10 protein-coding genes are annotated in these 14,244 nt (G+C 51.2%); 5 read left to right on the forward strand and 5 right to left on the reverse strand.

The genetic code is table 11. The features are described 5' to 3' along the window. The 5 genes from AC2FF7_RS19995 to AC2FF7_RS20015 all read right to left on the reverse strand — a co-directional run. Nucleotides 1–1,493: CLIPPER-2 domain-containing protein (locus tag AC2FF7_RS19995; RefSeq protein WP_496906222.1), on the reverse strand; the 1,493-nt coding region annotated here is incomplete at its 3' end. Nucleotides 1,494–1,812: 319 nt separating this feature from the next. Beyond that, complete coding sequence (locus AC2FF7_RS20000) at nt 1,813–3,066, reverse strand: HlyD family type I secretion periplasmic adaptor subunit (protein WP_480870117.1); 1,254 nt, start codon at nt 3,064–3,066, stop codon at nt 1,813–1,815. A gap of 43 nt (nt 3,067–3,109) precedes the next feature. Further along, on the reverse strand, nt 3,110–4,969 hold the full coding sequence (locus AC2FF7_RS20005) for a type I secretion system permease/ATPase (RefSeq protein WP_496906223.1): 1,860 nt from the start codon (nt 4,967–4,969) through the stop codon (nt 3,110–3,112). 1,421 nt (nt 4,970–6,390) lie between these two features. Beyond that, nucleotides 6,391–7,323, reverse strand: coding sequence for a lysophospholipid acyltransferase family protein (locus tag AC2FF7_RS20010; protein WP_480870053.1), 933 nt, complete (start codon nt 7,321–7,323; stop codon nt 6,391–6,393). Nucleotides 7,324–8,400: 1,077 nt separating this feature from the next. After that, nucleotides 8,401–8,961, reverse strand: coding sequence for an LAPAL motif-containing putative phage structural protein (locus tag AC2FF7_RS20015; RefSeq protein WP_496906240.1), 561 nt, complete (start codon nt 8,959–8,961; stop codon nt 8,401–8,403). 387 nt (nt 8,962–9,348) lie between these two features. Between AC2FF7_RS20015 and AC2FF7_RS20020 the strand changes: the two genes are divergently transcribed. From AC2FF7_RS20020 to AC2FF7_RS20040, 5 genes are all read left to right on the forward strand, one after another. Continuing rightward, nucleotides 9,349–9,609 carry a hypothetical protein gene (locus tag AC2FF7_RS20020; protein ID WP_170343492.1) on the forward strand — a complete coding sequence of 87 codons (261 nt, stop codon included), beginning with the start codon at nt 9,349–9,351 and terminating at the stop codon, nt 9,607–9,609. 26 nt (nt 9,610–9,635) lie between these two features. Beyond that, nucleotides 9,636–10,922 carry a tyrosine-type recombinase/integrase gene (locus AC2FF7_RS20025; RefSeq protein ID WP_480474007.1) on the forward strand — a complete coding sequence of 429 codons (1,287 nt, stop codon included), beginning with the start codon at nt 9,636–9,638 and terminating at the stop codon, nt 10,920–10,922. A gap of 222 nt (nt 10,923–11,144) precedes the next feature. Beyond that, complete coding sequence (locus AC2FF7_RS20030; RefSeq protein WP_170343490.1) at nt 11,145–11,378, forward strand: helix-turn-helix transcriptional regulator; 234 nt, start codon at nt 11,145–11,147, stop codon at nt 11,376–11,378. A gap of 69 nt (nt 11,379–11,447) precedes the next feature. Further along, the gene (locus tag AC2FF7_RS20035; protein ID WP_496906224.1) at nt 11,448–12,272 is read left to right on the forward strand and encodes a hypothetical protein; all 825 of its coding nucleotides are present in this window, start codon (nt 11,448–11,450) and stop codon (nt 12,270–12,272) included. Beyond that, a complete protein-coding gene (locus AC2FF7_RS20040; protein ID WP_496906225.1) occupies nt 12,269–14,029 on the forward strand; it encodes an AAA family ATPase in 1,761 nt (586 codons plus the stop codon). The genes AC2FF7_RS20035 and AC2FF7_RS20040 overlap by 4 nt, the downstream gene beginning before the upstream one ends. The last annotated feature ends 215 nt before the right edge of the window (nt 14,030–14,244 follow it).

The raw sequence follows: 14,244 nt of genomic DNA on the forward strand, positions 1-14,244 counted from the left end.
GCGTCGACAAGGCCGTTGCCATTCAGGTCGTCAACGCTTGTAATCTCTTTCTCGATCTCTATCCCAGGCTGGTAGGCCAAAGGAGCGTCAGCATCATCGCTGTCTGTCACTTCCTGTTCTTCATAGAATCCACTTACGCTGGCGGTGTTCTCTATGTTGCCATCGTCGTCGTCACTGACATCGCCAAACTCTGCATCGCCTCTGCTGTCCAGATCCTCCTGCGTTACTTGATAGGTTAGATCTACTGTTCCACCCAATCCATCACTGTCGCCGTCATCGATTGTGACGACTTCACCTACCTCCAGATCACCGACCAAAATGTTTACCCCAGTCAAGGGGTCAGTCACAGTAACGCCAGCCAGAGCCAGATTGCCCGTGTTTTCGATCACCAATTGATAAGTAATTTCATCCCCGGCATCTTCAGCTATTCCCTCAGAGCCTTCACCGTCCACATCGACAACCGTTTTGGTAATCATTATCTGTGGATTTGGAACCAAGTTTCCGATCTGGACAAAATCTGTATCTCCGGCCTCGGAAAGGTTCGCGACCCAGAAATAGGGATCATCGCCTTGACCATCCAAGGTGCCGTTGGTTGGCTCGGAGCCCGCCTCTAAACTAGAAATATCCTCACGAATAATTATATCGTCAGAACTGGTCGCGACTCCGAAGAAAGTGAAGTTACCATTTTCATCCGTGACAGTTGCGCGTTCAGTGTCTGCATCAAATATGCCATTATTGTTGCTGTCTATGTATACAACAACACCTTCCAGCCCGCTTTCTCCATCTTCTGGTTCGTAAACACCGTCGCCATCAAGATCCCCGAACTTGAAGCCATTAATCGTCCCAGCGCTTTGGATGTTCCACTCATCAAAGCCTGCCTCTTCGTCATATTCACCAGGGCGGCCCATTTCCGAATAAAGGTAGAAATAGTAATCTTCAAAAGACTCACTGGGGTTTGCTAGAAAATACGCATCGATGACGCTTTTTTCGATCAATACCGTGTAGTCGTCAGTGCCACTGCCTGTAGATGTTTCGGCCAAAAACAGAGTAGTTGGTTCAATTGCATCAATATCGTAGACCAAATTTCCATTTGAAGTCAGGTCATTGTAGGTTCCGATCGTGCCATCGTCGGACAAGTAAATTTGAAATGTTTCTAGTGTTATGAGATCGTCGCTATTGCTCTCATTCAAATCCAAGCGAATTTCATAATATTCGACTCCGTCAATAACGGTGACGGGAATATCAGTCAGCTTAACTTCTCTCGTCTTTTGTTTGTCTAACTCGTTGTTACCAAAGGCATTATTTATTGCGGAATTTGAATCGTTTACGGTATTGAATCCAGCGGCAACACCATCTGATGTGCTCGCTTCGTCGCTTGTAGCCAAAAAAGGTTCGAAATTTCCTGTACCGGATCCCTCATTTGGAGAGTTGATAAATGTCACTCCACCAATGGTTTCTCTGGAACCTTCCGCTTCGAGATTAAAGTCAGCCATAATGCCCCCCGGCAAACTATGAAAAAATCTCTACTCTGGGGCTTCAAACCATATTCTTATCTGCACTCATTAAGTTTTTTGACCTTTAGCCGAGGTACGCACTTTGGCACTAAACAGTAAAAAGCTCACGCTAAAGGTATCGGGACGATATAAACTCGACAAAATTGAGTCAACAAACTAACGGATTTGTACGTGCAAAACACGTCAATCGAACAGCGACTGGACGCGACGGCATCGAATAAAGTCCAGTGCCGGCTAGTCCGCTAACGTCGCTACGAATGTCTCTTTCCGGCTCTTAAAGGATACGGAAAACAACGACTTAATTTTCCCTTAGAGCGCGTCGAAAATAGTTGGCCAAAGGCTGAACGAGGTATGAAATCGGTGCACGTGCATCAGTTTTGATAAATGCCTCCACAGGCATTCCCGGAACGAGCAAAACATCACCTGTCGCAGTCAGAGACTTTGTGTCGGGTTGCAACACCGCTTCATAATAAGGCACCTCCTGCGCATCATCTGTAAATGTATCAGCTGATATCCTGACTACGACACCAAGAACTTCAGGCGTTGTACGTTGGTCAAAGGTAGTAAAACGAAGTGAAACCGGCTGACCTTCGTAAACTTGGTCAATATGCACGGGGTCAATTCGCGCTGATACTTGAAGTGGTCTATCCTTTGGGACGATGTACATAATCGGATCAGCAGGTTTGATAACAGCCTGTTCCGCGAAAACGGATGACCCGAAAACAACGCCTTCGGACGGTGACCTAACTTCCAACCTCGAGAGTCGTTTCTTCAAACTTTGACGATTTTCCACCAAAGGGATCTCGCTGAAACGTAAATCACGCAATTCTGTAATGGCGCCTTCCCGGCGCCTATTTTCCAAGTTTATAATTTCGATTGAAACGCCCGTTTGCCGCCCTTTCGCCTCGGCTTTTGCAGCTTCTAGCTGGCCTATCTCTCCCTTTAGCCTCGCCTGCTCTCTCCTGAGCGCCAAAACCCGAGACGCTTGAACCAACCCTTGCTCCAACAGGGCCTCAAGATCCTTGATTTCGGTCTCGACCAGATCCAATTGATCTTTTAGCGCGCTCACTTGAGCCTCCATACCTCGGACTTGATCCTCGATTTGAAATGACTGTTGTTTCAGTTGATCGATTTCGTTCTTGTGTGAAGCCAGTTTCGCGTTGAAAAGGTTTCTTTGACCCTGAAGCTGTGAGATCATCCATTCGTTGTCCAGCGTTGAAAATTCTCCTAAAGCGATATCCTGAAGATTTGAAAGCTGGTCTCTCTCAGCCTCCAACCTGAAACGTCGCACGAGAATTTCCATCAGTTGTCGTTCCACGACTTGCAACTCAGATCTTAGAAATGTGCCGTCAAGTTTGACTAATACGTCGCCGGCCTCCACTGAATCTCCATCGCGAGCTAAAATCGCTGAAACAACGCCTCCGTCTGGATGCTGAGCGACTTGTCTTTCGGTTTCTACTTTCACAGTACCGCTGGCAACAACAGCACCGGAAATCCTAGTAAACAAACTCCAGTAGCCAATCCCAAAAATCAAAACCGCTATTGAGGTCACGCCAATGTAAATAGGAACTAAGGCGCTCCAATCAGCTACTTCTTCAATGTCCGTGTTTTTTCCTGACTGACTTAAAGCCTTGTGCTTTCTGTTTACCCAACTTTCTTTTACGGATTGAACGAAACTCTTTACTTGCTTTCGAAACTTTTCGATGCGCCCCGGCAGATCTAAACTCTTCGTTTTCATTGGCTTGAATTTTCCTCTTTATCGACATCACGTTCTTGAGCGAGGAACCAAGTACTTGGTCGCGAGGACCATAATCTTTTGTTTGACCGCCTTGGAGAATAAGTAACTTATCACATTCTGAAATAGCGACTGGGCGATGAGTCATAATCAGAACTGATTTGTTCGCGGCTTTCAACTCTGAAACGACTGCATTCAACGCATCAGACCCCTCTTTGTCCAATGCGGAATTGGGTTCATCCAGCACAAGGATCTTAGGATCACCATAGAGAGCGCGAGCAAGGGCAAGTCTTTGCTTTTGACCTCCTGACAACTTATCATCAAGTGGTTCAATAACTGTGTTGTATCCTTCATCAAGATTTAAAATGATACTGTGAACCTTAGCCCTTTTGGCAGCTATCACCACTCTTTCAGAAGAAACTTCGAGTGACATCTGAGCTATGTTTTCTGCAATCGTTCCAGCAAAAAAATGAACGTCCTGCGGCAAGTAACCAATCTGCTTACCCATTTCTTCCGGACCGTATTGCTTAAGCGTAGCGCCACCTAAACGTACTTCTCCGTTATGTGGACTAACCAATCCCATAACAACCCTAGCTAAAGTGCTTTTTCCTGAACCACTTTTCCCCAAAATCCCCAACGCTTCGCCAGGTGCTAGATGGAATGAGACATTTCCCAGAACAGGGTGTTCGCGCCCTCGCGCAAAGACCGTGACGCCATCGACTGTTAACGACGCTTCAGGTTTCGGCAATGTAGTCACTTCGTCATCGAGCTTTAATTGTTGCAAAAGCTCATCTAGCCGACGCCAACCTCGTCTCGCCTTTTGCGCCAGCGACCATTGTGGAATACACTGTTCGATTGGAGCCAGTGCCCTGCCTAGTAATATTGAAGACGCGATCATCGCGCCTGCAGTCAGTTCATTTTGCAAAACTAACCAAGCGCCAAGCCCAAGCATCGCCGCTTGGAGAAAAAACCGAAAAGCTTTGGAAAAAGACGCAAAACCACCCGTCCAGTCATTTGCTAGAATTGAAGAATGAAGCGCTGCATCTTGAAGCTTTTTCCAACGCTTTTCCAAGTCTGAAGCCATTCCTTGCGACCAGGCCAAATCGCTCATTTCTTGGACTTGACCGGCAAATCGGTTTGCTGACTGAGAGATTGATTGGGCTTGTAGCGTTTTATTAACGGTTAAAATCTGGTTTATCAAAGCTGCCGAAACGAGCACACAACCCCCAGCAAGCGCGAGCCAGCCGAGATAAGGATGAAAGATAAAAACTGCGACTAAAAAAATGGGCGTCCAAGGTAGGTCAAAGATAGCCAACAATAACGGGGACGAGAAGAATGCCTTGAGCGCTTCAATGTCCTGCAACCCGTGGCTTTCGATTCCCGAGCTTCTTTTGAGCGCCGAACGTTCCAGAAGCGCTTTGAACGCAAGCGGCCCGAAGGTGCTCTGAATTCGGGCACCTATCCTCGCAGAAACGCGTCCACGTGCGTATTCTAGAAACCCGTAAATTGTGAATAACAGCGTCACCAAGCCGAATAGAACCAGTAAGGTTTCTTCAGAACGAGAGCTTAAAACTCTGTCGTAAATCTGAAGCATGAATACCGGGCCTGTAAGCATAAGCAGGTTAGTAAAAATGCTAAAAGCCATTGCAATCAACAACAAGTCACGACTTTTTGCGGCCGCAAGAGAAATTGATACGCGATGAGAATCGGCTTCTTCCAAACGGGTACTCGCTACAGTAAACACTGGAAACACAATCATTGTATACAAGAGCCACATGTTTCAACAGTGTTGTGATAAATTATTAAGGTGATCCACGAGCCCGATAGGCCGCCCAGGCGCGTTAAGTTCACCTAAAGCGAACTGACTAAGATACAGGTTGGGCTCCGAGCAGCACTCAGATAGGATGAACGTCAATTTCCACCTAAATGGAAACCAAGTACAAAACTCGTCAATTGTTACCCAAGTTGTCACCCAAACCCTTGTTCAAAAACAAAAACCAACGCTCAGACAAACTGCAACGAATAACTAAAACGCGCCAAAAACGGCATAGATAATTAGCGCAGCATTTGTCGCTCATGGCAGGAATCTGACGTTCTCCGCGGGTGAAAATTGGAGGTTTTTTGGCGCGTTCATCTGGCTTCCCAACGATTCATAAGCTTAATGGCCTCTCCACAAATTGCTACGGATAATACCCATTATGTGCGAATGTTGGCGGGTGGACTTAAGTCGGCTAAATATTCATTGCGTGGTATAGAATTGATGAAAGAATGCATCGACTAGTAAAGATCGCTCGATCCGGCAGTAGAGTATGGCCCTCGAATACAAGTTTCGATGTTTTTTAACCATTCGGTGCTCATAGTATGCGAAGGCGCAAGGGGGAAGTTTTGACTAAAGTCCTATTGGTAGAAGACAATGAGCGACCCCAAGGACGTGTGTGGAACCTGTGGATACAGCATGCGCGTCCCAGGCTCCGCTACCATCGGGCGGGTTATAGCGTCTGCAATCCAGTTTCCTGAACTCACCCAATCACCGTAGTTGGTGCCTGAAGTCCTTTCGAGACCGGCTCGCAGTGTCACCAAGTCCTCCATCGAAACTTCCGCTGCTCCGGGTGTGGCATCCGGTGGAAGAATGCCGGGCGCGACCACGCCAAGAGTCGAAGTGATCGACGGGATTTCGCCGTTTTCGATCGCCGGCCCGAGAAGCGGAGAGACGATGCTCTTTGAGCAGGATTTGATGTTTGTAGGTCGATTGCGACCGGGGCCGCGAGGCGCTTCGGCAAAGACAGTTTCGTCGCCTTTTTTGACCTGGAGGGAATGTAGCGGTGGGAGCTGACCAATCGCTTCGCTTAGCGCGTCGGGCCGCGCCCTCGCGATGTACGGAACAGCAAGTGCGGTAGTTGCAACTGCAACAAATTCTCGGCGGCTAATCATACTAGCAAATGTGGTTGTGTTTGCCGGAGTTTCCAGTCGTGCCGGTCTCTCAAGTTGTGAACTTAGATTGCCCTAATCTCTGCGCAACTTTCTACATGCAGACATCGCAGCCTTTGGTCAGAGGCAATCTCCTAGCTTATGACATGTTTTTTCCTATCTCTTAACTTTGCATGCGCGTACTCGATCGTTTTTTCATAGGCATCTTGAAACTTATAACTTTCTGGATACAGGTGGATTGCGGCGCAAAACACGCGACCAGTGTTTGTCTAGCCAGAATGTCCACTCTTGAGGATATAGTCTCAGAAGATGTTCAAGTTCACTAATCCAGTTTTGAGTTGTGGATACTAGATCCCCTCCAGCCATAACACTTTGGCCCAAAACCAAATGCAATTCCGTTTCGGTCTGTACTACAGTCGCAGGTAGTATCGGGACCCCTGCCTTTTGGGCATATCTTGCTGGCCAGGTTTGAACACCAACGATCTCACCGAACGCCGACACAGCGGCAAGATCACGTGCTGGGCTCAAGATTTGCGTGGGCGGCTCATCAATGCGATCAACCATCGCGACCACGATCCCGCCTCGTTTTAATGTTCTCAAAATGATCCTTGCAACGGAAGTTGGATCCGCTTCCCGCACATCTACAAACTCGCATCCAACACTATGATAAAGTCTATGTTGAGCTTCGGCACGGTTTTTGTCTTTTGACACCCGAACAATCGATAATATGGGGTACGAGTTCGAGAGGCATCGGGCCATCGGTATCGCACCGTGGGCGTGAGGTAAGACGAGGATAAAACTCCCATTCTCAAAGAGCCGTTCAAATCTTTCACAATCCTGGACAATTAAAGTTTCGTCGATTTCTTCACCGAAGCCATGCCGTATCCTTTCTGCACGATCAAAACCCAGCAAAAGCTTCCGCACGTATTCCTTAAACAATCGCCTAGGTGAGGGGTGGTCCACATGCGCCGATAGTGCGACTGCGGTATATCGGGCATGATTTCCCGGAAGCACGTAGATCAATCTAAGAACCCAACCGACAACAGCATAGAAGAACTTTCTGACAGGTCTGGAACGTCGGGCAAGCCAGCCGGAAAATGTTTCATAGGCGAGAAATATGCGGTCCTTTGTTTTGGTGAAACTCATATAGGCTGCCCAATTCTGAAAATACTAATACACAGTAAGCGATCAGTTTCTGCAACATCCTCATTTCTGCCTAGCCGCGGTACAAAAAAGGCCGAGCAATTATGATTGCCAAAATGTCAGCTTCTTCCGTTGGCACCATGAGAGTTCGCACATACAGAAAATGTCCAAAAACTGTTTACCTTAGAATGCCGTGAGTGAGATTGAGGTGCGCTCAGGACTCGAAGCGGTTTCGCGCTCTGTTTTGAATAAAGGCTGCTTAGCAGTCAATAAAGACTTTGGTTCTTCAAGTTTTTAGCGGCCAAAGAGGTCGCTCAGCCGGTTCCACTCATTGCCTGTGACTTCGAACGAACTCCGCTCTGTGCGGCCTTTCAAGTAAACGAACAAGTGAACTCCTGGCGACTCCACTCACATACGTCGCCAGGAGGCTAACCAGACAGTCTGGCGAATGCGCAAGCAACAGAGGTAATGATAAATTGCCACGCATTTGAATAGTTGAATCTAAAATGCATCTATTCAAGATTTTTTTATGCGCGGAAATCAAATTGCTGTCGCGCGCGCACTTACCTGTGTATCCCGATATCGCGGCCTGTCTTAAACGTTGATATCGCAATAGGAAGTTAGACGGTCAGTATTAGTTTAAATCAGCAACCACAACGGTTTGGTTAGCTACCCGTGTTCATTTGCAAATTGCAGTTGGTCTGGGCAGTCCCATGACCAGACTATAGCCCGCGCTGCCTGTCATCCCAGAATAAGATAGCGCGGGCGTTCAAATCGCTTCAGTATTATGCCTCGCCGTCAAGCAAGCAAATGCTTAGCGCTCACCCCAGTTTTTTACATTTCGAAATGAAGGACTGTTGTACGGAAATTGTGATTGAAATCTGATTTGCTACAATGCGGCGCCCCTTCACCCGCGAACTCCTAGTGCTACTACTCACACAGGTATTGGTTTGACCTTGGCCAAATTTAATAGCCTCTGTGCAATTGCGGGAACATGGAATTGAGGTTTTTGTAATCGGATCAGAGAAGTCACTTTTGTGTTTGGCCTAAAAACTTACACACGCACAAACATAGAACTGTCTACTTAAATCTTGGTGCTGCTCGTTGATCAAAGACTGCTTTCCGTGAGAAAGCAGCCTCCAATACTGAATATCCGTCATGCGGCCGATCTTGGGAAACGCACAAGTCTTCCAGCAATATGATGGTGCGCTGATCAACGATTATCGTTGTCCCGCCTTTGGTAAGTGAGGTGGTCCCATCATCGTTATTGGCAGCGCTGTCCGGTTTACCACCATTCAGCCATTTGAGAGTTTTGAAGAAACCAAAAGTGCCTCCGGCAATCGTGCCACCTTTGATAATCAAATCCAAAAGCTGATTGGCCGCAGTCATGCGGTCTGGATGGGCGGCAACCATATCGAGCATGTCAGCTATGAAGCTCACATCCAGCGAAAGAAGAGCAATAAAGCTGCCCTTCTCGCTCGCTCTGATTTTTAGCTTCACCTCGCTGCGATCTTTGTTCAACGCGCGATTCGCTGCTTCAAAAAGATCACCTAGAGCGAGAAGAGAAGGTGCTAGGTCGGCTACGTCAATTTCACCATTGTCGACCGACGGCCCGTCAAAACCAATTCGAATTGTACTCAGTGCTCAAACCTCGTTTTCGTCCTGTATTACATATGGACTCAGGTGGAGCTACGGATTTCTGAACTGAGTCAGGAATGGCAATTGCACACAAATGTTGCGGGATCGGTTTGAATCCCCCCCGACGGATTCGAACTTTAAAAATAAAAAGTTTTTTATCTTCAATGATTTAGGGGAAACCAGTGGCGGACCGAGGAGCCGCCATTGGCTTTTCGCTGACGTCCGCTGGTGTTCATTTTATATATTCTTATCAGCAATTTTTCGACGGAAGTGGGCGTCACGTCCGCTGACGTCCGCCGAATTCCGTTGACTGCCCCTGATTTTTAGGGGCACACAAGGGGCGCGATTAGGGGCCGCACCCATTGCCCCGGATTAGTAGAAAGAAAAGACGTGCAAACTATCGAACGCGCAGGCAATTCCGCCCTCACAAATGAAGTCACAGCAGAGCAACCGTTGTTGGCACAGGCAATGGAGCTCCTGCCAACCCTGCCCGACACAATCTATTTCGGCATGCCAGAAAGTTGGCGCAACCTTGCAGACTTGCTCTGCACATTGGTCAACGACCTTGGCTTTGATGATCAAAAAGCGGCGGCAGCGGCAGGAGTGTCCACGGACGTCGTTGCCGAGTATCGCGCTGCAATCAGCATTTAAGCGGGAGAACAGACATGGCGCGGGGAATGCACCGACTGACAGTCAAACAAGTTGAAAACGCCGCGCCTGGCACCGCCCTCAATGATGGGGGCGGTTTGTCTTTGCGCTGCACGGCCAACGGAACAAAGCGTTGGGTGTTCCGCTTTACGCTGAAAGGACAAAAGCAGCGGGAAATGGGCTTCGGCGGGTTTCCCTCAACGACGCTTGCACAAGCGCGCCAGAAGGCCACAGCCGCGCGCGACTTGCTGGCAAGCGGACTTGATCCAATTGCCGAGGCTGAAAACCAAGCCGCTGCAATGCGCGTCGCGGCAATAGAGGCCGAAGCCGCAACCGTGACGTTCTCCGATTACGTCGATGTGTTTTTGCCCTGGAAAACAAAAGGGTTCTCCAACCCCAAGCACGTTGCCCAATGGGGCATGTCACTTCGTAAGTACGCGGCGCCCCTCGCAGACAAACCTTTGGTCGAGATTACCCGGCAAGACATTTGGCAAGTTCTGACACAGCCTATGCCCGTCAAGCAGGCCGACGGCACGGAAAGAAACGAACCGATGTGGGACGCGCTGCATGTTTCGGCCACTCGCTTGCGGGCACGGCTTGAGGCCTTGTTCTACCACGCAATCCAAAACGGGGCTTACCATCAGGATAACCCTGCCCGCTGGGAACTGTTCAACGCCACTTTGTCCGCGCCCCGGAAACTGACCGGGGGGCACCGCCCGGCAATGCCAAGAAAAGACGTCCCATCGTTCGCCCAACAGCTACGAGCAAGCAAGTCGGTGGGTGCACTCGCGTTAGAGTTTCTAATCCTCACGGCATCGCGCTCTGGCGAAGTGCGATTGGCACTTTGGAGTGAAATTGACGAGGAAAACGCACTCTGGGCCATTCCGGCGGAGCGCATGAAGGCCCGGAGAAAGCACGTAGTTCCTCTCTGCCCTAGAGCACTGGCGATCCTTTCGGAAGTTAAAGCGCTGCGAAACGTTGAAATCAAATCAGACGACTATGTGTTTGAAGGCGCTAAACCGGGCAGGCCAATGTCCGACATGACCATTCGTGCCGTGATGCGGCGCATGAACTTGGGTCAGTACGTCCCGCACGGGTTCCGAAGCGCGTTCAAAGATTGGGCCGCGAACGACACTGAATTTCCCCGTGAGTTGGCCGAAGAAGCCTTGGCCCACCAACTGAACGACGTGGAAAGAGCCTATCGGCGCGAACAAGCTGTTGAGCGTCGCCGGGGCCTAATGCTTGCATGGCAAGACTTCATTGACGGCAAAGAACACGACAACACCCGCGTCATTCCTTTCAGGGATCGAGCCTAAACTTTGCCTTTGCTGATTCGAAGTGCTCAGGAAGGCGACATTTTTTTGACCCGAAATTGCACGGTCATTCGTCCCGCGCCTGACACAACAGACAAACAACGCCTCCAACTTTGACAGAGCAGTCAGAAAACAGATTATTTTCAGACAATTAGCATACTTTTTCGTGGCAGTACGCCAAGTACCTTCCTAGTTCTTACTCGATCAGTTTCTATGGAGGCGAGAATGCAGAACACCCCTGAGCAGAACAGCTGCCAAGAGCGGGCTACGTCAGGCGAACGGTTGCTGGCTTATCCAGAAGTCGTCAAAATCGTTGGGTTCAAGAGAACCAAAATCTACGAGATGATGAACAATGGCGAATTTCCCAAGCCGATAAAAATTGGTCGAGCGTCTCGTTGGAGTCAATCGGAGTTGACCGACTGGATTGAAGGACAAAAAGCCGCTCGGCTCGCTGCATAATTTGAAGCCCAAAAAGAAGAACCCCGCGCCACAAGCAAGCGCGGCAACGGGGCGAAAGGCAAGTTTTCCATGAGCACAAATACCACCAAACCCGCAACTAGCGGGCAACGATCACCTTCACCAGAAGAAGCTATGGACGTCTTGGCTTTGGCGAAGGAGAAATACATTCTGGATTGTAACGATAACACCGCCGAAGGGCTGGCCGCGCACTTCGCGTTCGGGTCTCTCACATTTGACGACGCACTTACAGCGACGCGCGATGCACTAACTGAATGCGGCATTGCGCAGCGCGCGCTTGATGCGGTTGCGTCGTTGTTCACGTCCGGCGACGTGATCGAACTCTGCGCAATCGGCACAGACGGCAGTGTTGTCGCATTCTGTGAAAAGTTGGACGGAGCAGCAGGCCAAGCCGCTCTGCACGATTTCATCAAGGCCCAGTTTGGTTTGCGCAATCTCTACCTGGGCGTCTGTTCGCGCAAAGAACACATGGCCGGTCAACACCGCCGGGCCAAGGCGCAGGACGTTGCTTGCCGCCGCCATTTGGTCGCGGATTTGGACATGAAAGACGCCCCGGACGTGGACCCGGACTGGACACGAACAATTGCAGCGTTGGACGCACTGACCCCTTCATTGGTAGTCCACAGCGGAAACGGCTTCCAAGTTTGGTTTCGCGTACAAGAACAACGGGACGGCGCTCTGCAATCGTCGTCAACCGGTCCGTTGGCTGAGGCGCTTGCCGCGTTGGGTTCGGACCCAGTTGCGGACCCAGCCCGCATTGTGCGGTTGCCCTACACCTTGAACATTCCGACAGAACGAAAGCGTCAACGGGGGGCCAAGCTGAGCCTTGCACTACCGGTGGCGCAATTCGACAACAAACAGGAACTTGCCGCATGATGCACGTACTGGCACCCACCCCCGAAGAACTCCGAAACACTCTTGTTGGGATTGCTAACCGGCTTGGTTTGCCTGGACGCAAAGGTGTGTCCACGTCCGCAGGCGCGCCGCCCAGCGCAGACGCGGCACCGGACAAAGTAGCTTTCTTGGAGCCGTTCAAGATGCTGATGGAAGGTTTGCCAAACACAGACCGCATTGGCCGGGACGAACAAGTATCCGTAGCGCACGCAGTGCGCGGCGCAGTGGAAGGAACCGGCTTTGAAGCCGAAGGGCGCGCCCTGTTTCTTGAATGGTCTGCGCGCTGGGCTTGGGGCGGCGACACCGTGCATGACGCTCAGCTTTACGACACGATCCGTGATACACGCACTGGCTGGACATGGCTGCGCGGCTTTGCCGGACGATTGGACCCAGCGCTGGGCGAACGTGTGGCCCATGCTGACGCACAAGCCGTTTTCGGTGCCAGCCCGGTCAACTCGGCGGACGTGGACGCTCTTTCGGCACAGGTCGCTATAGGTAGCGCGATGGCACGGGCCTTGGCTGCGTTCTCGCTGACGCCTGTAAAGGCCCCTGCGCCGGGACAAATCCCGCCTCGTCGTTGGCTGTACGGGCGCAGTGTTATCGAAGGCTTCGTGTCCGTATTGGTCGCGCCCGGTGGTACAGGCAAAAGCGCGCTGATAAAAGCGGAAGCGCTCGCAATGTCGACAGGAAAGACGTTGTTCAGCGGTGACGAACCAACCCGCCCGTCAAACGTCTGGCTGCACAACGCCGAAGACCCCCAGGACGAACAGTTGCGCCGTTTGGCAGCGGCTCAAGCGCACTACGGGATTACGGACGCAGACATTGGCGGACGGCTGTTCATGACGTCTGGACGTGATTTGCACCTGTGTTTGGCACGGATGCGCCGTGATGGGCCAGAAGGGGTACCGGGTATGGTAGACGCTCTTGTGCGCGTGATGCTGGACGCGAAGGTAGGCGTGCTGGTTTTGGACCCTTTGGGCGCTATTCACAATCTGCCTGAGAACGACAATAACTCAGCCAATACGCTGATGGGGGCGCTACGCCAGATCACGGACCGTACCGGCGCGGCAATTGTTCTGGTTCACCACGTCGGCAAAGCAGCGGGCGCGGACATGGGTGCGGCGGGGGCAAGCGCGGCGCGCGGCGCATCCGCCATCGTAGACGGCGCGCGCGTTGTTCGCCAGTTGGTCCGCATGACAGACAAAGAAGCCCGTCAGTTTGGTATTACCGACGATGAACGCCACCAATACGTCCGCGTAGAGAACGGTAAGGCCAACCTCGCGCCCGCTGCGAAAGCGCGCTGGCGGCGACTGGTCTCGGTGAAGTTGCACAACGGCACACCCGAGTATCCGGCAGGGGACACGGTTGCAGTTGTCGAGGATTGGACGCCGCCTGGCCCAACCGTGGGGACACCTAGCGACCTTCACCTCGTTCAAGCTGCCATTCAATCCGCTGCGTCCAAGCCGCGGGCCGACAAGCGGTCGCCGTCTTGGGCGGGCTACCTGATCGCAGACACGCTGAGCATGGATGTAGGTACGCGCGGCATCAAAGCAGCGGACCGAAACCCGGATCAGGCGCGGGCCTACAGCGCGGTTTCGGACATGCTGGAAAGCTGGATTGCCGACGGCGGACTGCGGGTAGTTTCAGAACACGATCCGCGCGCAGGGCGTGCTGTAAACTGCGTTGCCGCAGGCGAACCGGCAGCCGTTCGAAATGAGGTCGAGGGGTCCGCTCAATGAGCGTGAGAAACCCCACTTTGACTGTTCAGACAGGACGCTTCCACAGTCCCACAGTTGAACCGTGAGGGGTTGTGGATTGGTCCGTAAAACTGCACGGGGTAGTGGGGCGCGCTTTAAAAAAGCGCCCCACCACCACAGAGTTTTACTTAAGGCGGACAGACCGTGGTGGAAGAAATCCCTCATGCACGGTGAACCAAACAACACCTCTGCCGGAC

The organism is Ruegeria sp. YTSC325 (assembly GCF_059609525.1).

Bases quoted from the DNA above. Each gene is read 5' to 3' on its own strand.
- AC2FF7_RS20010 (WP_480870053.1), bottom strand. From the start codon at position 7,323: ATGAGTTTCACCAAAACAAAGGACCGCATATTTCTCGCCTATGAAACA.
- AC2FF7_RS20025 (WP_480474007.1), top strand. From the start codon at position 9,636: ATGCACCGACTGACAGTCAAACAAGTTGAAAACGCCGCGCCTGGCACC.
- AC2FF7_RS20030 (WP_170343490.1), top strand. From the start codon at position 11,145: ATGCAGAACACCCCTGAGCAGAACAGCTGCCAAGAGCGGGCTACGTCA.
- AC2FF7_RS20035 (WP_496906224.1), top strand. From the start codon at position 11,448: ATGAGCACAAATACCACCAAACCCGCAACTAGCGGGCAACGATCACCT.
- AC2FF7_RS20040 (WP_496906225.1), top strand. From the start codon at position 12,269: ATGATGCACGTACTGGCACCCACCCCCGAAGAACTCCGAAACACTCTT.